Here is a 21,669-nt window from a genome sequence, read left to right on the forward strand (position 1 = left end):
GCGAATTCATGGTACTTTAGGGTATTTGTCACCGAATCAATTCGAATCGATGTATTACAAACGAGCAAGTTAGGTGCATTAAGGGGTGTCCACTTTATTGACAGAGGTCCAGATATACTTTCTATCTCTATCCGTCCTTATCACATCTCAATTGGCGGAATAGAGCTGATTTCTAGCTCTATTCTGTTCAACTATCCGCCTGACGCTACATTTCCAGCACTCACCCTGACGAATAAGTTTACTTTCTATCCCTATCCGTCCTTAACACTCCTCAATTGGCGGAATAGAGCTGATTTCTAGCTCTATTCTGTTCAACTTTCCGCCTGACGCTACATTTTCAGCACTCACCCTGACGAATAGATATACTTTCTATCTCTATCCGTCCTTATCACATCTCAATTGGCGGAATAGAGCTGTTTTCTAGCTCTATTCTGTTCAACTTTCCGCCTGACGCTACATTTCCAGCACTCACCCTGACGAATAAGTTTACTTTCTATCCCTATCCGTCCTTAACACTCCTCATTTGGCGGAATAGAGCTGATTTCTAGCTCTATTCCTCCATATCCCTACTTCACATTATTAATCATTAACAGCCTGTCATCCGTATTGGATGGAATGCCTCTGCCGTCTGTATTATTCGTGATCACATAAATACGGCCATCATGAATTTTCACATCGCGCAGCCTTCCCTCGCCAGTGAACACCTTCTCCATTTTGCCTGCAACCGTATCATAGCGATAGAGCGCTTCACCTCTAAGCGTAGCGATCAACAGACGATTACTCACATCCATCACAACGCCAGACGGCGCAATGGCCTCTTCCCCGGTATGATAAAGCGGAGCGATCATCCCTTTGCGATTATCGTCGCCGTACACAGTCGGCCATCCGTAGTTGCCGCCTGCCTCGATGCGGTTCACTTCGTCATGTCCGCCCGGGTCGCCGGAAGGGCCGTGTTCCGTATTGAACAGGACGCCCTTATCGTCCCATGCAAGTCCTTGCGGATTCCGATGTCCATAGGAATATACATACGAATTCGCGAAAGGATTGTCAGCAGGCACTTTGCCATCAAGCGTCAGCCTTAATATTTTACCAGCCAGACTGCTTCGATCTTGCGCCAGTTGCGGCTGCTGCGCATCGCCCGTTGTTACGTACAACATCCCATCCGGCCCAATCGCCATTCTTCCTCCGTCATGGTTAGACGCCCCTGGGATCCCCTCAAGCAGTGCGCGAACTTCAGTCCACTTCTCTCCCTCCTGCTTAATAAGGACGATACGGTTCATTAGAGCTCCCTGCTCCTCATAGGTATGGTAGGCGTAAGCAAGCTTCGATGCATGGAAGTGAGGCGACAGCAGTAAGCCGAGAAAGCCGCCTTCTCCCCTATGTCTTACGCTTTTGTTCAATTGAACGGATTGGCGCTCCATGGCGCCGCCCTCCAGCTTGACGATCGCTCCTTCCCGCTCGCTGATATATACCGTATCTCCATCAAATTCGATGACCCATGGAATGTTGAGGTTCTCAGCTAGCACCGTGTATGGCTCGTTCGATTCAGGCTTATCAGAAGGCACTATTGACGGCGATGGCTCAACGCCAGTAGTCACAGCCGCCGTGGGGGTTGCTGTAGGTGCTTCTGTAGCAACGCCCGCTTTCTCCGCTTCGTTTTTGTCGCAGGCTGCAATCAGGAGAGTAAATACGGCAACAGCTGCCGCCAAACTGACAAGACGTGCTTGATTCATCATGATCATCCTTTCTCGTTCACTAGTAGATACGATCAACTCTCTTTATCTAGCATTATAGACACATTCTATCGGAAACCAATCACAAGACGCTCACGCTCTCTCTATGCAAAAAAGGACAGCCATTTGCGCTCTCTCTCGTGAGGCATGCTGTCCTTCTTCTAAAATCGCTATTCGTTCGCATTCGCTGCTGCCAGCGCCGCGACTAACTCGTCTTGAATACGGCCATTCGAGGCCATCACATTGCGTACGCTCAGATCGTACGGCTTGCCGTTGGTATCGGTTACGATGCCGCCGGATTCTTGGATGAGAAGCGAGCCTGCTGCCAAGTCCCAGCTGTTAAGTCCAATCTCCCAAAAGCCGCTTAGACGGCCTGCTGCAACGTACGCCATATGAAGCGCGGCCGAGCCGGCAATCCGAAGATTCCGCACCTGCGGCGCTACCGCGGCAATTCCTCGCAAATTGACAGGAAGCGCATATTGATGATCGGCTGGCAATCCCGTTGCAACAAGACTTCCGCGCAGCGTTTCCTCGCTAGATACGCTCATTCGTTTGCCGTGCACGTAAGCTCCCTTGCCTTTCTCAGCGACAAACAGCTCATCCTTCACCGGATCGTACACAACGCCGACGATAACCTCGCCCTTATACGCGAGAGCAATCGATACGCAGAAGAAAGGAAAGCCGTGTACGAAGTTCGTCGTGCCATCGATTGGATCAACGATCCATAGGTATTCGGCATCGATCTTATCTTCCAGCGCTCTTGCGGATGCTTCCGGCCCAGGCTCTACACCTTCTTCTCCTAGGAAGGAATGATGCGGAAAATGGGTCAAAACCAAATTTTTGATCAGACGTTCGGAGCCCTTGTCGACCTCCGTTACAAGATCGTGGGAAGAGTACTTTATATCAAGGCTTGCATGATTGCCAAGCTTTGTCTTAATCCATTCGCCTGCTTTCGAGGCGCAATTGATAGCAACAGCGGTAAAGCTTTTGCCACCAACGACGGAAGCATTAAGCTGATCGCTCACGGTCCATCACTCGTTTCTGTACATGATTTTTTGTTGAAGTAAATCCATTTCAAACAATGTATTGCTTTACATACGTATTACTAGGTAGGCAAGTTTCGCAAAAAAAATGGAACTGTCGCGGTCACAACGCCCTTATGCCCTCAAAAATCAACTGTCCCGCAAGCAGCAACAACGTAACCCGCAGCAGCCACATGAGACCCTTGCCGCTCAAGCGCATCGCGATGTATGCGCCGGCTTTGCCTCCGATCCATGCGCCGGGGACAAGCGCCAGCACGAACAGCCAATTCGTCTCGCCAAGAAAGGCATGCATGCCGCTGCCTAGGATGGAGGACAGGAATATGACGAACATCGACGTTGCCGTCGCCACATGAGGGGGGAAACGGAATAGCAGTACCATAAGCGGTACGAATAAAGACCCTCCGCCAATGCCGAACAACCCGGATATTAAGCCTACGCCAAAGCCGATAAGGAGCGCCGGGGCAATGGCGTAACCATAGCTGTGCGTCTCACCGGAGGCATCCGTGAAGCTTCGATGGATAGGCCATTCACGAGTAAACGGTTTCATATAATCTCGGGCAATGAGCAGACCCGCCATGAGCAGCATAAAAACACCAAACACGAGCTGGAACACACCGTCCTTCAGCAATCCCGTCAAAGCAGAACCCGCCATAGCGGCTGGACCACTCGTTATGAAAAAGAGCCACGCGCTCTTGAAATCGACGATTTTGCGCTTGGCATAGGATAACGTGGAAGCAAGCGCCGTTACGACCAACACCGTTAACGACGTACCTACGGCCGTCTCGTGTCCGATCTCTCCGCCCGTCAGAACGGGACCGAGCAGCATAAGCGCGGGCACGATAATGATGCCTCCGCCAAGACCGACGATGCTTCCGAATATAGCGGCAACCGCGCCGAGCACGACTAGCAGCAGCCAGCTTAACATGATAATCACCACTCTCTAGTTGTGAACAACGTTCAGAACAGCACCGCCAAGGCATGTCCCAGGCGGTGCTGTTGACCATCTATCAGATGAGGATCTCGACGCTTGCATCGTCGATGACCTTCACGCCTTCTCCTTGCTCCTCCAGCTTACGGAGCTCGTCCATCAGTTTAAATAAAGCTTCGTCCTTGCTTTTAGCCTCCAGCATGCAATCCAGGTATTCGGTTGCTGACGCAGCCTTACGCAAGAAATGAAGCAGCGGAAGCGGTTCGACGAAGTCGGCATGACCTCTCGGGTCCGATTCACTCTTCGGGCTGGATGCATGAATCTTAGGCGGCAGCTCCCGAGCGGAAGCGATGCCTAACCGATCGCGTTCTCGCTGCCAAGTCTGCACGATGCGCGGCCATAGTTCGCCGCATAACTCGTCCTCCGTTATATCGCCCGGATTCACGGCATGATGATGAATGTCGAGTACCATCGGTACCCCGACCTTCTCAGCGGCACTTAGCGTCTCCGCAACGTTAAACGTCTTATCGTCGTTCTCTAGCGTCACACGGTGCAGGCATCGCGGCTCAAGCGACCCGAATTGAGTAATAAACCGCTGGCTGGACGTTGCCTTGTCTCCGTATGCTCCGCCCATATGTATATTGCATTTGGCCGCTTCATCCAATCCCATCGCCTCAAGCATCCGCACATGGTTGTCCAAGTCGATGATCGAGTTCGCAAGCACTTCCTCGCGAGGCGTGCTGAACACGCAGAAATGGTCGGGATGGAACGACACGCGTATGTTATTTCGCTTAACGAAATCGCCTAGCTCTCGGAACGACGGTGTTAAAGTCTCGAACGGATTCCAATCCGCAAGCTCCCCATGGGTCGCAAGCGGAATGAGCTTGGACGAGAAACGGTACATTTGAATATCGCTCGCCCGGCAATGCCTTAATATGCGCAGCGTATTGCCCAGGTTCTCCTCGGCGATCCGCTCCAGCTTGCGTATAGCGGCTTCGCGGTCATCGAGCTTGGAGAAGCTTTTGTATGTCATTGTTTTCGAGGGAGATGCGTTCTCAAGCGTCAGGCTCATTGCGACAAAACCGAATCTGACGATCATCGGCTATTTGCGATCTCCAAAAAACATTTCATAAGCCAGCGCAGTCTGTATGCGCGACTCTTCCTCGGTCAGCTTTCTCACAAGCTCCATCTCCACTTCGGTTACTTCTTCGCCTTGAAAGTTAATTTCAGCGATAGAAGCCAAGATGCGGACAATCGCAATCGCTTCGTTGCCAGGCGTGTAGGCAATAACCTTCTGGCCCGTCGGAAAGACGCGAAATCCGCTCTTAACCATTTTGCCCCTACCATACTCCAACAATTCATAAAGCTCTTGCTCGGACTTGAATTTGCATACGGAATTAAATTCGGTTGAAAATCCCATGGTAACAACCTCCCTCCTCGAAAATCCGTTATTAGGCCGGCTAAGGCTCATTCGTTCTACGAAATGACGTTGAATGAGCCTTTTGACGATTGATCTAACCTTAAATCGCGTCGCCGGAGAAATCGATTGCTTGCTTGTCGTTGTAACGAGCCATCGCGAGGTCTATCAGATTGTCTAGAAGCTGCTTGTACGGAAGGCCCGTTTCCTTCCACATGAGCGGATACATGCTGAATGGCGTGAAACCAGGCAATGTATTCACTTCATTAATTAGCAGCTGACCATCCGACTTCCGCAAGAAGAAGTCAACCCGGGACAAGCCGGAGCCGTCGATCGCTTGGAAGGCGCGAACAGCCATCTCGCGGATCGCTTCCGTCGTCTCGGCAGGAATGTTCGCCGGGATTTGCATGGTGGATTTGCCGTCGATATATTTGGCTTTATAATCGTAAAACTCATTGGACGGAGCAATCTCACCTGGCAGCGATGCTTTCGCCTCGTCGTTGCCAAGCACGCTGACCTCGATCTCGCGCGCATCGACGAACTCCTCGACGATAACCTTGCGGTCGAAACGGAGCGCGTAATTAACGGCAGCGATCAGCTCCTCGCGGTTTCTCGCTTTCGATACGCCTACGCTGGAGCCAAGGTTGGCTGGTTTAACGAAGCATGGATACCCGAGCGACACTTCACATTCCATAATGAAATAGGAGGAGTCCTTCTGCCATTGCGTACGGTTAAAGTACCGGTACACACATTGCGGCAAGCCCTCTTGGGCGAACACTTTTTTCATGATAATCTTGTCCATGCCAACGGCAGATGCGAGAACGCCGGCACCTACATATGGAATGTTGGCCATCTCGAATAAACCTTGGATCGTGCCGTCTTCGCCGAACGTGCCGTGCAGCAGCGGAAATACGACGTCGATCTGCTGCTCGCCGCTCGCGCCGGAACCGCCTATACCCGCGAACAGCGGCGCAAGCGCCGCTCCTGTATTCGCAGGCTCACTGGACTCGTAACGCAGTTCCTCCACGCTTGCTGGACGACCTTCAAGCACCGGTCCTGTCTTCCACTCGCCTTGCTTCGTAATATAAAAAGGTTTGATAGCGTATTTGTTGTAGTCGAACTCGCCCATAACGGCAAACGCCGTTTGCAGAGAGACCTCATGCTCTCCCGATTTCCCCCCGTATACAAGACCAACTCGAACTTTGCTTCCCATGGCACATCCTCCGGTACGAATAAATTTACATTACAATTCTTACATAAGGTCGGCAATATGAAAAAAACGATATCTCGTCTGTTCCGTCCATGCATAAGAATCGCGATAATCCCAATAACGATGCCGGCTGGCTACGGTATTCGCGTTAACGAGCGGCATCCCCGCGGCATCGAACGCGGTCACGATTGTACTATGCTGGAAGCGGTTATCCCCATTCCAATCATACGTAATAATATCGCCCAGCTGCAGCTCGTCGGCCGATAACACGGTTTCTGCGCGTAAGCCTGATGCCCGCTTTCCACCCAAATAATGAGTTAAAGCATTGGATACGGCCCAGCTGAAGCTCCAATTTTCCTGACCTTTATTTCTACCTTTATACCACCAGCCGCTTTCTCTTTTACCAGTATAGTTCATTGGGGCATTACCTGCAAAGACGCATTGGGATACGTAATTCGTGCAATTTACCTCAAACAGCTCATAGGCGGGATTGCCTTCGTTCCACCATCGGTCGGCATAAGCCGCAACCAAATCTCTCCTGTACGGAATACCCGGCTGACGGTGTTTGAATTGCGGGAATAGGTCATAATTTAAGTATGGCATCGAGGGCGTAGCGCGCTCGCCTTCGGAGAACGTATAATCATCTACTGTCATCCAGTTGTCGGCTGATGCTCCATATCGCGGCCTGCGTTCGGATATGATCGGCTCGACGCGCATAACATCCCAGCTTTTGCCCGCGGGACACAGCCATAGCCGCTCGTATTCGGACCTCTCCTCCATATAGAAGCGGCCATGCTGCTCCATTCTTCTTCTTATATGAAGCTTAATGAGCACCGACACTTCGTTTGGAGACTCGTTAACGCGGACAAGCTCGGCCTTCGTCTCGCTACCGGCTGGCAGGACGCCGCGCAGCAGCTCGCGCTCGCGCAATCGCTCAAGACGGCAGCGAAGACGTTCGCAATGCTCTGCGTCCGTAACAAAGTCGGACAGCACTTGGGCATGCTGTTCCGTCTCGGCCTGATTGTACAAACTAATGTAACGATGAACGGCTGATTTCCACCCTTCCGCCTCTCCTTGCTGCCGGTGCTGTCCATAATCCGATGAACGCAGGAGAGACGTAAGCTTTGGTTGCTTGCTTGACTGATTAGCGCTTGCCTGAGACTGTGGACCGGGCTGATTGGCCGCCATATGCTGCCGCGGCTCCTCCGCTGCCCGTTGCTGCAGTCCGGCATTAGCCTTCAGCTTAACAGCCGGCTGGCGCGGGGAGCTTCCCTGCTGCGGGGGCGCTTGATTTCGTTTATAACTTTGATTTGCTGGCGGCCTTTGACCTGTTCGCGACATCGCTATCCCTCCTGCATGACACAGAATAACTGATTAATTATATGAAACGATACGACAATTCATGTAACATCGCGTGAAACGTATTTTCAGCCCCTTCCGTGTGTCCACAAGGACATAATTGGACTTTACGCAGGGGTCATTTTAGCGCTATACTATAGCTATAAGGAATTTGAAATCCTGTTTCATACAGTGAAACAAGGACGACATTTACACAAAGGAGAATGACGATGTCTAAACAAAATCAATACTCCGTCCGCACTACGCTTGACGCTGGCGGCAAGTCGTATGCTTACTATCGTATCGACGGACTACAAGAGCAAGGCCTTGGCGACATTTCAAAACTGCCTTTCTCGATCAAAGTATTGCTTGAAGCAGCCGTTCGCCAATTCGACGGACGCGCAATTACACCTGAGCACGTAAAGCAGCTAGCAACTTGGGCTGACGGACGCGAGGACAAAGAAATTCCTTTCATCCCTGCTCGTATCGTACTGCAAGATTTCACCGGCGTACCGGTTGTCGTTGACCTTGCGGCAATGCGCGACACCGTCAAAAAAGCAGGCGGAGATCCTAAGAAAATCAACCCGCTCGTTCCTGTCGATCTCGTAATCGACCACTCGATCATGGTTGACGCATTCGGCAGCCCCGAAGCTCTTGAATACAACACGAAAGTTGAATTCGAGCGTAACGAAGAACGTTACCGTTTCCTTCGCTGGGCACAAACGGCGTTCGATAACTTCCGCGCAGTGCCTCCGGGCACAGGTATCGTTCACCAAGTTAACCTTGAGTACTTGGCATCCGTTGCCGCAACGAAAACAGTCGACGGAGAAACAGTCGTTTACCCTGATTCCCTTGTAGGTACGGACTCACACACTACGATGATCAACGGTCTTGGCGTAGTAGGCTGGGGCGTTGGCGGTATCGAAGCGGAAGCAGGCATGCTCGGACAACCGCTTTACTTCGTAATGCCGGAAGTTATCGGCTTCAAATTGACAGGCAGCTTGGCAGAAGGTTCTACAGCAACTGACCTTGCGCTGACGGTTACACAAATTCTTCGTAAAAAAGGCGTTGTCGGCAAATTCGTCGAGTTCTTCGGACCTGGCTTGTCCAACATCAGCCTTGCTGACCGCGCAACGGTTGCCAACATGGCTCCTGAGTACGGCGCAACAATCGGTTTCTTCCCTGTCGACAGCGAGACGCTTTCGTTCATGCGTCAAACTGGCCGTCAAGAAGAGCAAATCGAGCTTGTTGAAGCTTACTACAAAGCGCAAAGCATGTTCCGTACGGACGAAACGCCAGACCCTGTCTTCACTGACGTTATTGAGCTTGACCTATCGACAATCGTTCCATCGCTTGCTGGACCTAAGCGTCCGCAAGACCGTGTAGAGCTGACATCGATGAAAGAATCGTTCAACAGCATCATCCGCACGCCAATCGACAAAGGCGGATACGGCCTGAGCGACGAGAAAATCGAGCAAGTCGTAACCGTTAACCATAATGACGGCCAAGTTTCCAAAATGGGTACGGGCGCTGTTGCGATCGCAGCTATCACAAGCTGCACGAACACATCCAACCCAAGCGTAATGCTTGCTGCAGGCCTCGTTGCTAAGAAAGCAGTAGAGCGCGGTCTTAAGAAACCGGCTTACGTGAAAAGCTCCCTGACGCCGGGCTCGCTCGTCGTTACGGAATATTTGAAAAAAGCAAACCTGATCGAATCGCTTGAAGCGCTTGGCTTCCACGTTGCAGGCTACGGCTGCGCAACTTGTATCGGTAACTCCGGTCCATTGCCGGACGAAGTAAGCAAAGCGATCGCTGACAACGATATGACGGTAGCGGCTGTATTGTCCGGTAACCGTAACTTCGAAGGCCGCGTTCACGCTCAGGTTAAAGCGAACTACCTGGCATCGCCGCCGCTCGTTGTTGCTTATGCAATCGCTGGTACGGTTAACATCGACCTTTCCAATGATGCAATCGGCTACGACCAAGACGGTCAACCGGTATACCTGAAAGATATCTGGCCTACTAACCAAGAAATTAAAGACGCGGTTGCAGCATCGTTGAACCCGCAAATGTTCCGCGACAAATACGAGAACGTATTTACGCAAAACGAGCGTTGGAACGCGATTTCCGTACCAGAAGGCGAAAGCTACGAGTGGGACGAAAAATCGACGTACATCCAAAACCCGCCGTTCTTCGAAAGCATCGGCGACGCGCTTTCCGATATTGCCGATATTCCTTCGGCTAGCGTTCTTGCGCTTATGGGCGATTCAGTTACGACTGACCATATCTCCCCTGCCGGCAACATTACGGTTAACAGCCCAGGCGGCAAATACTTGATCGACAACGGCGTAGATCGCAAAGACTTCAACTCGTACGGTTCCCGTCGCGGTAACCACGAAGTGATGATGCGCGGTACGTTCGCGAACATTCGTATTCGCAACCAAGTTGCTCCTGGTACTGAGGGCGGCGTAACGACTTACTTGCCAAGCGGCGAAGTCATGTCCATCTACGACGCATCGATGAAATACCAAGACAGCGGCAAAAACCTTGTCGTTATCGCCGGTAAAGAGTACGGAACAGGAAGCTCGCGTGACTGGGCTGCCAAAGGTACGTACCTGCTAGGCGTCAAAGCCGTTATTACGGAAAGCTTCGAGCGTATTCACCGTTCCAACCTTGTCGGCATGGGCGTGCTTCCGCTTCAATTCCAAGAAGGCCAAAGCTGGAAAACGCTTGGCATCACTGGTACGGAGACATTCGACATTACTGGCCTCAGCAACGACGTTCAACCGGGCGATTCCGTTACCGTTACCGCTACTCGCGAAGACGGCACAACGTTCGAATTCCCAGCAATCGTTCGTCTGGACTCCCTCGTTGACGTAGACTACTACCGCAACGGCGGCATCCTGCAAACGGTGCTTCGTCAAATGATCGCTAACATGTGAGAAAAACTTCAATCGAAGTAATTCGAGGATGAGCGACCTACAAGTTTGCGTAGCAAACTCGCTTCGGAAGCAAAGAAGTTTTTATCGCCAATCAGAAAGTCCGCATTCATTAGCATTGAATGTTTTACTCTCTAATGTGGTAATATGATTAAATGTAACAGGCCCTCGAGGATTTCCTCGAGGGCCTGTTTTTTTGTTTCTATTTTATACAATCATCATCCCCAGCCGCTTGGCTGATTCTATCATAACGGGCGCGTAGCTCCGCATCGTATCCATCGTTAGACGGCTTGCAGGCCCTGATACCGATAATGCCGCTACCAGCTTGCCCGAGCGTGTTAGAATAGGCGCTGACAACGCCGCAGCGCCCGGTTCGCGCTCCTCGAAGCTCGTTGCATAACCTTGGGCTACAATCTCGTCTAATTGCTGCTTATACTGATCCAGGTCAATGGCGTACAGCCATGCAGGATCAACGAACAGTTCCTGCTGGACGTGAGGCTCGGCATAAGCAATAAGCACTTTGCTCGATGCTCCCGCATATAGCGGCAGCCGTGCGCCCACCGGCGCTACCCGCCGAACGGGCTGATTGCTCTGTACCGCTTGAATTCGTATACGCTCCGATCCGTCCCTAACATAAATGCTGACCGTCTCGCCTAACCTGTCGCGCAGCCGCACCATCTCCGGCAGCCATATCGTCGCTTGATCGTCCGATCGGGATAAGTTAGCGGACAGCTCCCATACCTTAAGACCTAGATGATAGCGTTCCGTCGCCCGATCACGCTCCAGGAAACCCTTCTCCTCCAGTGTGGCAAGCATGCGGTGCACCGTACTCTTATGCAGCCCGATATGCTCGGCGATTTCCGTCATCGCCCAATCCGTCTTCGTCGTAAAGCAGAGTAAAATATCAAGCGCACGATCTACCGCGCGTACAGTCGACTTGCCTTCCTCCATGCCGCCCATCCTCCCTGCCCCATGTTTCATTCAATGAAACTCATTCTCATTTTAGTATACCCTATTGGCTCTCGAGCCGTAAAGGAAAGTCTCTACGTTACAGCTATATTACAAAGCATTAACATCTTATCGACATCAATTGACAGGCTACTAGCGTAGGACTACGATAAAAGTACTAGAAAAATAACGCTTACATTCATTGAACGTTTATCGACCGCTTCTCTCCCTACTACTACGACGCATCTGGAAGCAACATTGAAGGAGGATGACGATATGAGCATAACTACCATGACATCACGGCCGCTTGAATCCGGATTCCCGGGCAGCTTGCAGCCGTTCCCTTTCATCGACCCTGATCAGCTATTTGCCAAGAAGAAAGCAAAGAGCCGTGTCAAGCATCTGGTCGTAGCCTCCCTCGCCTCCGTCACGGCCATGTGCTTGCTTGCGATCGTTATCTTTCATGGTTATGTTGCTTGGATGCTCGCCTATCCATACGTTGCACCGCTCACATCCAATCCGAAAGCGGCCATTGGCCTTGAATATGAGGATGTCGTATTTCCAAGTCATAGCGGACAGACAACCGTTAGCGGCTGGTTCGTCCCCGCTGGCGGATCAGAGCTCGCTGCTGCTGACGCATCTGAAGCGGCTTCCACAAGAACCGTCGTATTCAGCCACGGTTACGGAGCTAATCGCGAAGAGACATGGGTTCCCATGTATGATCTCTCGAAGCTGCTGAACGGCTTAGGCTACAACGTGTTGCTATTCGACTATGGCTATGCTTCCAAGGAATACAAAGCGCCGGCCACAGGCGGCCTTGAGGAATCTCAGCAGCTGCTCGCAGCCATCGATTATGCGAAGTCGCGCGGTGCGGAAGACATCGTCGTATGGGGCTTCTCGATGGGCGCGGGTACGGCGCTTCAGACTGCTCTGCAGACCGACGAGATTGATGCGATGATTCTCGACAGCATGTTCATCCCAAGCCCTGAGGCTTTGTTCGATAATTTGAATCAATTCGTAGAGCTGCCACGCTTCCCTTCATTGCCGCTCATCGAATCATTAATCCCGCTGTGGACGGGTTCGAACTTTGGTTCCATCCCCGCCGAAGAAGTGATGTCGAATGATTACGGGATGCCAATCTACGTGATTCATGGCACCAACGATGTGAAGGCTGATTACGAGACGGCCGAGGTTGTCGCATCCGTACAAGGCAATCCGCTCTCCCGTTCCTGGATCGTGCCTGACGGCCAGCATGAAATGCTGTTCCAGGTCCATCCGCGCGAATACATCCAACGGGCTGCGCTTTTCCTAAGTCAAGTCGACGGTCAATTGCAAGCCGACAAAGCTTCCTAACCTAACATTAAACCTATGCAAGCACGACATAACCCCTTTATGCGACGAATACATCTACCTTAGATGCATTCCATAGTTGCAGCATATAGGAGGCGATGGCCGTGCTTTTTATTTATGGCAAACTAATGCCTGTAAGAGCAATGGAACTTGTCCGTCACTGGAAAATGCAAGAGAAAGAGCACAACGCCGTCATCCTGCAAAGCGCGCCGTCACTGGACCATCAATATGCGGGCTTGCTGCAATCATGGGAGCCCGTATTTGCCGGAACGGTGCATTACGCCAATCAATGGCTGGAATCATGGCTTCCTTACCCTGCCCGCCTTCCTGAGCAGGCCGAGCTTACCGTCGAATCGCTTATCGATACCGCGCTCGAACAATCCCATCGCTATGTCGAGCAGCTCGAGATGCTGCTGTCCAGCAATGTGCCGCAAAGTACCCGGACAATTATTGCCCATTCCATCCGCGAGACCAACTATTATCGGGGACTGGTCGGCGCATACAGGCAAGCCGCGAACAGTCCAGGCAATCGCGAGCAGCGAGCACCGATTGCCCAAGTACCCATTGGCGGACATACACTGCCTCCGCTTCCCTATGATTATGATGCCTTAGAGCCTTATATCGATGAGCAGACGATGCAAATACACCATGACATTCATCACCTATCCTATGTCGACGGACTCAATAAAGCCGAGAAGCAGCTTCAAAACGCGCGCGAAACCGGCAACTTCGACCTGGTCAAGCACTGGGAACGCGAGCTTGCCTTCAATGGAGCAGGACATTATCTTCATACGTTGTTTTGGAGCGTGATGTCGCCACACGGCGGGGGCGATGCCGTCGGACCGATCTCTACGCAGATCGCGAACGATTTCGGCAGCTATGCCGCCTTCAAGAAGCAGTTCAGCGAAGCGGCTGCCAAGGTCGAAGGCAGCGGCTGGGCGATCCTCGTCTGGAGTCCGCGCAGCAGACGGCTTGAAATCTTAACAGCCGAGAAGCATCAGAACTTATCGCAGTGGGACGCAATTCCATTGCTGCCGCTCGACGTATGGGAGCATGCTTATTATTTGAAGCATCAGAACAAGCGGGCTGACTACATTAAGGACTGGTGGAGCGTCGTTCATTGGCCGAATGTGAACAAACGCTTCGAGGAAGCGCGCCAGCTCGTCTGGCAGCCCTACTAATGCCATAGCAATAACAAAAGGCTGACAGCTCTCTGTTAAGAGAACGATCAGCCTTTATTCATTATTCTATTGCTTCAGCAATGCAAGAAACTCCGAGCGCAGCGCGGAGCTGCTTCGGAATTCTCCGCGTACCGCCGAGGTGACGGTCTTGCTGCCCGGCTTCTTCACGCCGCGTGCGCACATGCACAGATGCTCGCCCTCGACAACAACCATGACGCCATGCGGCGATAGCTCCTCCTCGAGAATATCGGCGATCTGCGAAGTAATACGCTCCTGCACCTGCAATCTGCGCGTAACAGCCTCGACCAGGCGCGCGAGCTTGCTGAGCCCCGCGATCTTGCCGCTAGGGATATACCCGATATGCGCTTTACCGAAGAAAGGCGCCATATGGTGCTCACACTGGCTGTAGTACACAATATCCTTCACGATGACGAGCTCTTCATGCTGCTCATCGAACGTTACGCCAAGCACTTCGCGAGGGTCAACCTCGTAGCCTGCGAATATTTCCTCATACATCCGAGTGACGCGTGCAGGTGTTTCTAGAAGTCCCTCGCGTTCCACGTCCTCGCCTACCAGCTTTAATATCTCTCTGACGTGGTATTCGATTTGCTCCCGGTTGCTCGTTACCTTTGTATTGACGTAATCTTTCTTACCCGCCACGTAGGGTCACTCCTTCCGGATCATAACAACTGTTTACAACCTAACAAGCGCCTTTATTTACGAGGGAACTTTTGATTTTTCATCATGTTTTGAGCGCGATTCATTTGTTGCTTATTCAAGTTATAGCCCATTTGCTTAGCCATCTTCTGTATCATCTCAGGGTCGTTCTGCATCTTCTCGAGCTGCTTGCGCAAATAGAATACGCCGATGAAAAAGCCGCCAACTGCGCCGACCACTAATGTCACGATAGGAAGTACAATGTTTAACCACATAAAAAAATTCACCCAACCCTCTCTATCTCTTGCTGTAATAATTGCATTCATGATAGCATGTTCATCCTTCGTTCGCAATCAGGATGGAACAGCTTGAACAAGCAATCATCTCAATCTATAGATTTGCTGCTAGACCCAACAGCGTCGATCGCCCTCGCCATATAGGCCTTAGCCTCCTCGTCGCTCTCCTTGGCATAAGCTGCATGAAGCGCCTCTTCGGCAACCGTACCGCCGATTCGGCCTAGCGCCCATGCCGACGTTCCGCGAAGCACCGGCCTCGGATCCGACTCCAGTACCTTCACTAGCTCCGGTACGGCAGACGCTTCCTTGTAATTGCCAAGCGCTATGACGGCATTGCGTTGGATCGGCTTCTTCCCCCGCCACGCAGAGGAACTGCGAGAATAACGTTCTTGGAACTCTTTGTTGCTCATCGACAAAAGCGGCTCCAGGAGCGGCATAACGAGCTCGGGATCAGGCTGCAGCTCCGGCTGATGCGTCCAGTTCTTCCCCTTATTGATCGGGCATACCGTTTGGCATGTATCGCAGCCATAAATCCGATTCCCGATCTTGCGCATGATCGGCTCTTCTACGAACCCTTTCGTCTGCGTAATAAAGGAAATACACTTGTTCGAATCAAGCTGTCCCGGTCCAACCAGCGCATCCGTAGGACAAGCATCGATGCAGATCGTGCAGGAACCGCACTGATCGGTCATTTGCTCGTCCGGCGGCAGCGGGATATTCGTTATCATCTCGCCGAGATACACCCATGAGCCCCACTCCGGCGTAATGACCGCGCAGTTTTTGGCGCTCCAGCCAAGGCCGGCGCGCTCAGCTACCGCACGATCGACGAGCTCGCCCGTATCGATCATGCTCTCAACCCGCAGATCAGGAACACGCTCGCGAAGCCAAGCCTCCAGCCGCGCCAGTCGGTCGCGCAATACGCGGTGGTAGTCCTCGCCCCAAGAGGAACGGGACATAATGCCGCGACGAGCGCCGCGCTCGGACTTCGGAGGATTGTCCATCTTCGAAGGATAAGCAACCGCGATCGCGATGATCGATTGCGGATTGTCGAACAACAACGCCGGATTCGTGCGCTTATCGAGATCCTTCTCCTCGAAGCCGGATTCCCTGCCAAGCTCGCGATGACGGATTAATATTTGTTTCATCTCGGTGAAAGGGTCAGCCGAGGCGACTCCGATCTTATCGATGCCAAGCTCGGCCGCCGCAGCCTTCATCTCTTCTTTCAGCTTCCTGTAGCGGTCAGTCATCGCTTACAGCCTGCGGATCGCTTCGCGCGCAAGCTCGTCGCAGCGATTGTTCCATTCATTGTCGCTATGGCCCTTTACTTTGACGTATTCAACGGTATGCATCTTCATAAGCTCCCATAACGCTTTCCAAAGTTCCTGATTTTCCACCGGATCCTTCTTGCTGTTTTTCCACCCGTTGCGAAGCCAGCCGTGTATCCAGCCTTTCTGAAAGCAATTGACGACATAAGCCGAATCGCTGTACACCTTGACGGAGCAAGGCTCCTTGAGCAGGCGCAACCCTTCGATAACCGCCTGAATTTCCATACGGTTATTGGTCGTATGCTTCTCGCCGCCGGATATTTCCTTCTGCTTCGATCCGTAGAAGAGCACAGCGCCCCAGCCGCCGGGTCCAGGATTACCGGAGCAAGCTCCGTCCGTATAGATCATAACTTCTTTCATTAATGTTCTACCTCCCAACTTCTAAACGAGTGGAATAAACTACAATCCGTGTATTTTGTTATAAGGCCATAATATATAATCCGCCCTGCCTTTAATCAGACTGCGCGGCACCGTGCCGAAAATTCGGCTGTCCAAGCTCGCTTGCAGATGACGATTGTCTCCCATCACGAAGTATCGTCCTTCCTCTACGACGCTTGGTCCATAATTCATGCCTTCAATAGAAGTGTCGATATAATCTTCTATGACGAGCTCGCCATTGCGGTACAGCTGATTGTCATAGATCTCGATCCGATCGCCAGGAACGCCGATGACACGCTTCACGAGAAACTTCTTCTCCCCGCTTCCGTCATCGGGTTCCTTCAATATAACGACGTCTCCCGCTTTCGGCTTGCCGACCAAATACACGAACTTGTTCACGAACAGCCACTCATCATCAAGCAGCGTCGGCTCCATGGAATGGCCTTCTACCGTAGATAAATTGAATACAAAAAAATGTACAATAAGGACAACCACGAATGCAACAATAAGCGTCCTGAGCCAATCCCAAGCCTCAGAGCGCCAAGTGCGGTTATTTTCATTAGGTTTATTGGGGGATGAAGCCGTTTCCGATTCTGCCAAAGTCATTATTCCACCTCGCCGTTTGCCTGAAGCCACGCCTCGTAGTAGGCTGTAACATGCTCATCTTGAAAAGGCGCTTGTCCGCTTTCTATTCTTAACAGCAAAGCCGCCAGCCCTTCTTGGACTTTGTCATCCACCATCTGCGGGTAGTGATACATATGGCTATGAAGCTCGTACTCATCCTGATCGACGACAAAACATCCGCCGTCCGTCGTACGAATAACATCAAGGTCATAATCGATATAGGTCAGCACGTCCCCTTGCAAATAAGGAGGAGAAGCGATATTGCAATAGTAACGTATGCCGTTTTCCTCAATAAGGGCTACGACATTGAACCAAATGCCAGGTATGAAGAAGGATACGGCAGGAACACGGCTGATCCATTGCTTGCCGTCCGATTCCTGTATCGGCGTCTGTCGATTAATTAGAACGATCATGGACTCTTCTCGATGCTCCGGAACAAGCAGCTCACTGGGAACGAGCCAATTGCGCTGCCATGTACGATGGATGTGACCGTTATGCTTGAAGCTCTTGATAACACAGTGCATGTATCGTACCATACCGTTCTCCTCACACATGTCTATAGTAATAAGAAAAGCATATCTCACCGCCAAAAGCAATGGCGATGCAGATATGCCCCTGCACAAATTATAATTGCAGAAAATCCGCGTTTAACCCGTTACGATGCTCAGCTTCTGGAAAGACCGGAAAAAGTCGTTGGACGCGTAGCCCATGGACTCATATAACGGCAATACCGGCTCGTTGTGCTCGTCCGCGGTAATAAGTATCTTTGTAACATGACGCTGCTCGAAGCGCTGACGCAGCCCCTGAATAAGCGACTTGCCTATTCCTTTCCGTTGATGTTGTGGCGATACGGCGATTCGATAATAATAACCTTTGTTATTATCGATCGTTCCGATAATCATTCCAACAAGCTCGGAATCTTCGACAGCGACAAGAACCAAATCGCTATCCCATGACAATTGACGTGCAAAAGCTTCCATCGTTTGTTCGTAACACTCTTCGGTTAACACTTCTTCGAGAAGAGCTGTAATCGGTCTGTAATCGGACAACTGGAAGGAACGTACGTTCATTAAATTAACACCTTCTATTTCTTGTCATAGTGCTGCTTCTAGAATATTATACGACAAAATCATACGAATTCCTTCTAAAATCTTCGAAATTCCTTATAAAAATTAAACAAATCTTCGATTTACTCGTGAAAACGCTTTATATAAAGCGTTTTCATTCATTTTATCTCTTTTTTTGTTAAAATTACGTTAACCAGCAATGCTCTGAATAATTGTTTTGCTTCTGTGTTACGCTATGTTGGATTGCGGTTAGACGCTCTTTTTGTCCATCCGACTTTAGCAACATTAATGTTGATTTATTCGATCGGATAAGGGATAATGGAATTGCTAAGCTACATATATTTAGGAGGTAATAATAATGGCACATCAACTACCAGCATTGCCTTACGCGCACAACGCGCTTGAGCCGCATATCGATGCGACTACAATGGAAATTCACCACGGCCGTCACCACAACGCATACGTGACGAACCTGAACGCAGCTCTTGAGTCCGCTCCTGAATTGCAAAGCAAATCGATCGAAGAGTTGATCTCCGATCTGGCAAGCGTACCTGAAGGCATTCGCACTGCTGTTCGCAACAACGGCGGCGGCCACGCTAACCACAGCCTGTTCTGGGAAACAATCGGCCCTGACGCTGGCGGCGCTCCTACTGGCGCTCTTGCAGCGGCAATCGAGAGCGAGCTTGGCGGCTTCGATACTTTCAAAGCTGACTTCGCGAAAGCAGCAACAACTCGTTTCGGCAGCGGCTGGGCATTCCTTGCAGTTGCTAACGGCAAATTGAAAGTATACAGCTTGCCTAACCAAGACAGCCCGATCATGGAAGGCGAAACGCCAATCCTCGGACTGGACGTTTGGGAGCATGCTTACTACCTGAACTACCAAAACAAACGCCCTGACTACATTGCAGCGTTCTGGAACGTTGTAAACTGGGCTGAAGTTGGCAAACGTTACGAAGCTGCTGTTAAGTAATCGTTGCTAATAGGAAAGCGGCGCTGTCCCCACCTGGGGCAGCGCCGCTTTTTTTGTTCTTCCTTCCTTACACCGGTTAGGCAGATGCCGCATAGGATACATCATGATATTTGCCTAATCTGCTACATGAAGGAGACTGAATGTTTGCATGTATGATACTTACGGCAACTTTTACGAGCAGCAATACTATGAAGCCGAGCGGCAAGCGACACCGGCAGGCAGCGACTGCGGCTGCGGCGGACCACGCTTTGCCAGAGCGGAACGCGGACTGCTCGGTCCGGGCGGACTTTTAGGGCCGGGCGGACTTCCGCCTGGTCCAGTGCCGGGACCGGGACCAGGACCTGGTCCGGGGCCTTTCCCGCCAGGGCCGGGACCTTTCCCGCCAGGGCCGGGGCCTTTCCCGCCAGGGCCGGGACCTTTCCCGCCTGGACCGGGGCCTTTCCCGCCAGGGCCGGGGCCTTTCCCGCCTGGACCGGGGCCTTTTCCGCCAGGGCCGGGGCCTTTCCCGCCAGGACCGGGACCTTTCCCGCCTGGACCGGGGCCTTTCCCGCCTGGACCGGGGCCTTTCCCGCCAGGACCGGGGCCTTTCCCGCCTGGACCGGGGCCTTTCCCGCCAGGGCCGGGACCTTTCCCGCCGCCACGTCCGCCGTTCCCGTTCCCATTCCCTGTTCCGATTCCGTTCCCGCTGCCATTCCCTCCGGGTCCTCAAGCGAACGTCATCGTTGTCATTAACGGCGGCGCAGCATTCCCGAACGCAACGCAGCGTTACTTCGTACCGTATCGCCCGGGATTAACGATTTATTGGGCGCTTGCTCAGACTGGCGCCGTCCAATTTACGCGCAACGGGCAAATCTTCGCTGTTAACGGCATTCGCATCGGCGGACGCGTCAGCTACCAGTTGAGACTGAACGGACGCGTCATTCCATCGACGCTGTTAAACTTCCCTCTTCAGCCTAATGATGCTGTCGGCATCGATCTGATTTTCAATCCTCTTCTTCGTGAAGAAGCTGAAGAGGGCTCAATCATTAACGAGTCTCAGCAATAGACTCTATTTAACAAGCAAAGAGCTCGAAGCAGCGTCTCCCCCCGACGCCAGCTTCGAGCTCTTTGCTCCATACAACCGGCAATTAGCCGATTACCTTGCCTTTGCCGCTTAATAACTTTAGAATGTCGTTTTCATAACCGACACGGTACGTCACTTGATACTTGCTTAGCACATATTTGCCATCGACACGCTCGTCAACCGATATAATCGCTGTAACCGTTGCTTCGTCTGAGCCAATCGTCTTCACGATCATATCGTCAATGACGACGTTGCGAGTCGGAATGTACCCTTCGCGGAACTTCTCGTAGCTAGTGCCTTCCTTCCAGTTGCCGCCCAGCAGAGAATAAGCGTATACATAATCGGCATTATTCAAGCTGTCGTAGAAGTGTGTCACCAAGTATTCCGCATATTCCTCCAGTGAAGCTTTCTCAGGGAGTAACTCCGATTCGTCTGAGAACGAGAACACAGGCAGTTCATCCATCGGCTGCGCGGACCAAGCCTCTGCCATCTCGATAACATTAACAATGGGAATGCTGAACCCGATCGAACCTTGCTCGATTCCCGCAGAGTTGATGCCAAGCACCGCCCCTGATGCTTGATCGACGAGCGGTCCGCCGCTGTTGCCCGGTGCAATAGGAGCGGATATTTGATATAAATCGCTATATTTATAGGGTTCAATATCAAAGCTTCTTCCGAGGCCGCTTATTATGCCGGTCGTCACCGTATTTTGAAACCCCAGCGGACTCCCGACAGCAAGCACCTCGTCGCCAACCTCGGCTTTTTGATCGCGTACAAGCTCAAGCGGCTCTATGCCGGCAAGACCAGGCACTCTAACGACGGCTACGTCTATATCCGTACTTATGCCGATAACCTCGCCTTCCAACTCGCGAGCATCGGCCGTCTTGATCTTCACTGCCTCCGCTCCAGCAACGACATGGGCATTCGTAATGAGATCGCCTTTATTGTTATAAAGGAAGCCCGAACCCTGCGTACCGCTCTCTGTCTCAATCATCACAACTAGCTTCTGCGTCTCAAAAATAACATCCTTAAGCGTCTTAGACCCCTTCGACTTGCTATCGTCAGAAATAGCAAGCATCGGCGCTCCCGTCAATTGCTTCGGCACCTCGGCGCGTATTGCCCATGCCGCGATGCCCGCGCCTCCGATAATGAAGAATGAGGCGATCAGACTAATCCATGCTCCCGTCCGCATCCTATCGCCT

General features: G+C 51.8%; 22 protein-coding genes. 6 read left to right on the plus strand and 16 right to left on the minus strand.

Translation table 11 applies throughout. The features are described 5' to 3' along the window. A partial coding sequence (locus AC0YN0_RS14695) for a hypothetical protein (RefSeq protein ID WP_475821920.1) occupies positions 1–300 on the plus strand: 300 nt, incomplete at its 5' end. Positions 301–566: 266 nt separating this feature from the next. On the opposite strand, the gene AC0YN0_RS14700 is transcribed toward AC0YN0_RS14695, so the two are convergent. The 7 genes from AC0YN0_RS14700 to AC0YN0_RS14730 all read right to left on the minus strand — a co-directional run bounded on the left by AC0YN0_RS14700 (position 567) and on the right by AC0YN0_RS14730 (position 7,672). Next, a complete protein-coding gene (locus AC0YN0_RS14700) occupies positions 567–1,736 on the minus strand; it encodes a PQQ-dependent sugar dehydrogenase (RefSeq protein ID WP_475821921.1) in 1,170 nt (389 codons plus the stop codon). A gap of 167 nt (positions 1,737–1,903) precedes the next feature. Beyond that, entirely contained in the window at positions 1,904–2,758 is an 855-nt protein-coding gene (locus AC0YN0_RS14705) for an inositol monophosphatase family protein (RefSeq protein WP_475821922.1), read from the minus strand. Positions 2,759–2,879: 121 nt separating this feature from the next. Beyond that, complete coding sequence (locus tag AC0YN0_RS14710) at positions 2,880–3,701, minus strand: sulfite exporter TauE/SafE family protein (RefSeq protein ID WP_475821923.1); 822 nt, start codon at positions 3,699–3,701, stop codon at positions 2,880–2,882. Between the two features lie 82 nt (positions 3,702–3,783). Beyond that, positions 3,784–4,803, minus strand: a complete 1,020-nt coding sequence (gene uvsE / locus AC0YN0_RS14715; protein WP_475821924.1) for a UV DNA damage repair endonuclease UvsE — start codon at positions 4,801–4,803, stop codon at positions 3,784–3,786. A 3-nt stretch (positions 4,804–4,806) separates the two neighbouring features. Then, entirely contained in the window at positions 4,807–5,124 is a 318-nt protein-coding gene (locus AC0YN0_RS14720) for a hypothetical protein (RefSeq protein WP_337104403.1), read from the minus strand. Positions 5,125–5,224: 100 nt separating this feature from the next. Beyond that, complete coding sequence (locus AC0YN0_RS14725; RefSeq protein ID WP_475821925.1) at positions 5,225–6,334, minus strand: D-alanine--D-alanine ligase; 1,110 nt, start codon at positions 6,332–6,334, stop codon at positions 5,225–5,227. A 39-nt stretch (positions 6,335–6,373) separates the two neighbouring features. Further along, on the minus strand, positions 6,374–7,672 hold the full coding sequence (locus AC0YN0_RS14730; protein WP_475821926.1) for an amidase domain-containing protein: 1,299 nt from the start codon (positions 7,670–7,672) through the stop codon (positions 6,374–6,376). Between the two features lie 227 nt (positions 7,673–7,899). Between AC0YN0_RS14730 and acnA the strand changes: the two genes are divergently transcribed. Then, on the plus strand, positions 7,900–10,611 hold the full coding sequence (acnA, locus tag AC0YN0_RS14735) for an aconitate hydratase AcnA (RefSeq protein ID WP_475821927.1): 2,712 nt from the start codon (positions 7,900–7,902) through the stop codon (positions 10,609–10,611). Between the two features lie 204 nt (positions 10,612–10,815). On the opposite strand, the gene AC0YN0_RS14740 is transcribed toward acnA, so the two are convergent. Further along, positions 10,816–11,559 carry an IclR family transcriptional regulator gene (locus AC0YN0_RS14740; RefSeq protein WP_337104399.1) on the minus strand — a complete coding sequence of 248 codons (744 nt, stop codon included), beginning with the start codon at positions 11,557–11,559 and terminating at the stop codon, positions 10,816–10,818. Between the two features lie 273 nt (positions 11,560–11,832). Here AC0YN0_RS14740 and AC0YN0_RS14745 point away from each other — a divergent pair, with 273 nt between their 5' ends. Next, entirely contained in the window at positions 11,833–12,909 is a 1,077-nt protein-coding gene (locus AC0YN0_RS14745; protein ID WP_475821928.1) for an alpha/beta hydrolase, read from the plus strand. Between the two features lie 101 nt (positions 12,910–13,010). After that, the gene (locus tag AC0YN0_RS14750; RefSeq protein ID WP_475821929.1) at positions 13,011–14,087 is read left to right on the plus strand and encodes a Fe-Mn family superoxide dismutase; all 1,077 of its coding nucleotides are present in this window, start codon (positions 13,011–13,013) and stop codon (positions 14,085–14,087) included. A 66-nt stretch (positions 14,088–14,153) separates the two neighbouring features. Here AC0YN0_RS14750 and folE read toward each other — a convergent pair whose 3' ends face one another. The 7 genes from folE to AC0YN0_RS14785 form a co-directional block, all read right to left on the minus strand. Further along, positions 14,154–14,747, minus strand: a complete 594-nt coding sequence (folE, locus tag AC0YN0_RS14755; protein ID WP_475821930.1) for a GTP cyclohydrolase I FolE — start codon at positions 14,745–14,747, stop codon at positions 14,154–14,156. A 53-nt stretch (positions 14,748–14,800) separates the two neighbouring features. Further along, positions 14,801–15,019: a YneF family protein gene (locus AC0YN0_RS14760; RefSeq protein WP_337104395.1), complete on the minus strand. Its 219-nt coding sequence runs from the start codon at positions 15,017–15,019 to the stop codon at positions 14,801–14,803. Between the two features lie 110 nt (positions 15,020–15,129). Next, the gene (gene queG, locus AC0YN0_RS14765) at positions 15,130–16,287 is read right to left on the minus strand and encodes a tRNA epoxyqueuosine(34) reductase QueG (protein ID WP_475821931.1); all 1,158 of its coding nucleotides are present in this window, start codon (positions 16,285–16,287) and stop codon (positions 15,130–15,132) included. 3 nt (positions 16,288–16,290) lie between these two features. Further along, complete coding sequence (rnhA, locus tag AC0YN0_RS14770) at positions 16,291–16,725, minus strand: ribonuclease HI (protein ID WP_337104393.1); 435 nt, start codon at positions 16,723–16,725, stop codon at positions 16,291–16,293. A 39-nt stretch (positions 16,726–16,764) separates the two neighbouring features. Next, positions 16,765–17,349: a signal peptidase I gene (gene lepB, locus AC0YN0_RS14775; RefSeq protein ID WP_475821932.1), complete on the minus strand. Its 585-nt coding sequence runs from the start codon at positions 17,347–17,349 to the stop codon at positions 16,765–16,767. Beyond that, entirely contained in the window at positions 17,349–17,903 is a 555-nt protein-coding gene (locus tag AC0YN0_RS14780; protein ID WP_442050714.1) for a DUF402 domain-containing protein, read from the minus strand. The genes lepB and AC0YN0_RS14780 overlap by 1 nt, the downstream gene beginning before the upstream one ends. A gap of 111 nt (positions 17,904–18,014) precedes the next feature. After that, positions 18,015–18,437 carry a GNAT family N-acetyltransferase gene (locus AC0YN0_RS14785; protein WP_337104390.1) on the minus strand — a complete coding sequence of 141 codons (423 nt, stop codon included), beginning with the start codon at positions 18,435–18,437 and terminating at the stop codon, positions 18,015–18,017. Positions 18,438–18,792: 355 nt separating this feature from the next. Between AC0YN0_RS14785 and AC0YN0_RS14790 the strand changes: the two genes are divergently transcribed. Then, positions 18,793–19,404: a superoxide dismutase gene (locus tag AC0YN0_RS14790; RefSeq protein ID WP_337104389.1), complete on the plus strand. Its 612-nt coding sequence runs from the start codon at positions 18,793–18,795 to the stop codon at positions 19,402–19,404. Positions 19,405–19,552: 148 nt separating this feature from the next. Continuing rightward, entirely contained in the window at positions 19,553–20,449 is an 897-nt protein-coding gene (locus AC0YN0_RS14795; protein WP_475821933.1) for a hypothetical protein, read from the plus strand. Between the two features lie 82 nt (positions 20,450–20,531). On the opposite strand, the gene AC0YN0_RS14800 is transcribed toward AC0YN0_RS14795, so the two are convergent. Next, positions 20,532–21,659, minus strand: a complete 1,128-nt coding sequence (locus AC0YN0_RS14800) for a S1C family serine protease (protein WP_475821934.1) — start codon at positions 21,657–21,659, stop codon at positions 20,532–20,534. Positions 21,660–21,669 lie beyond the last annotated feature (10 nt).

It is taken from the genome of Paenibacillus sp. J22P218 (genome assembly GCF_056269195.1).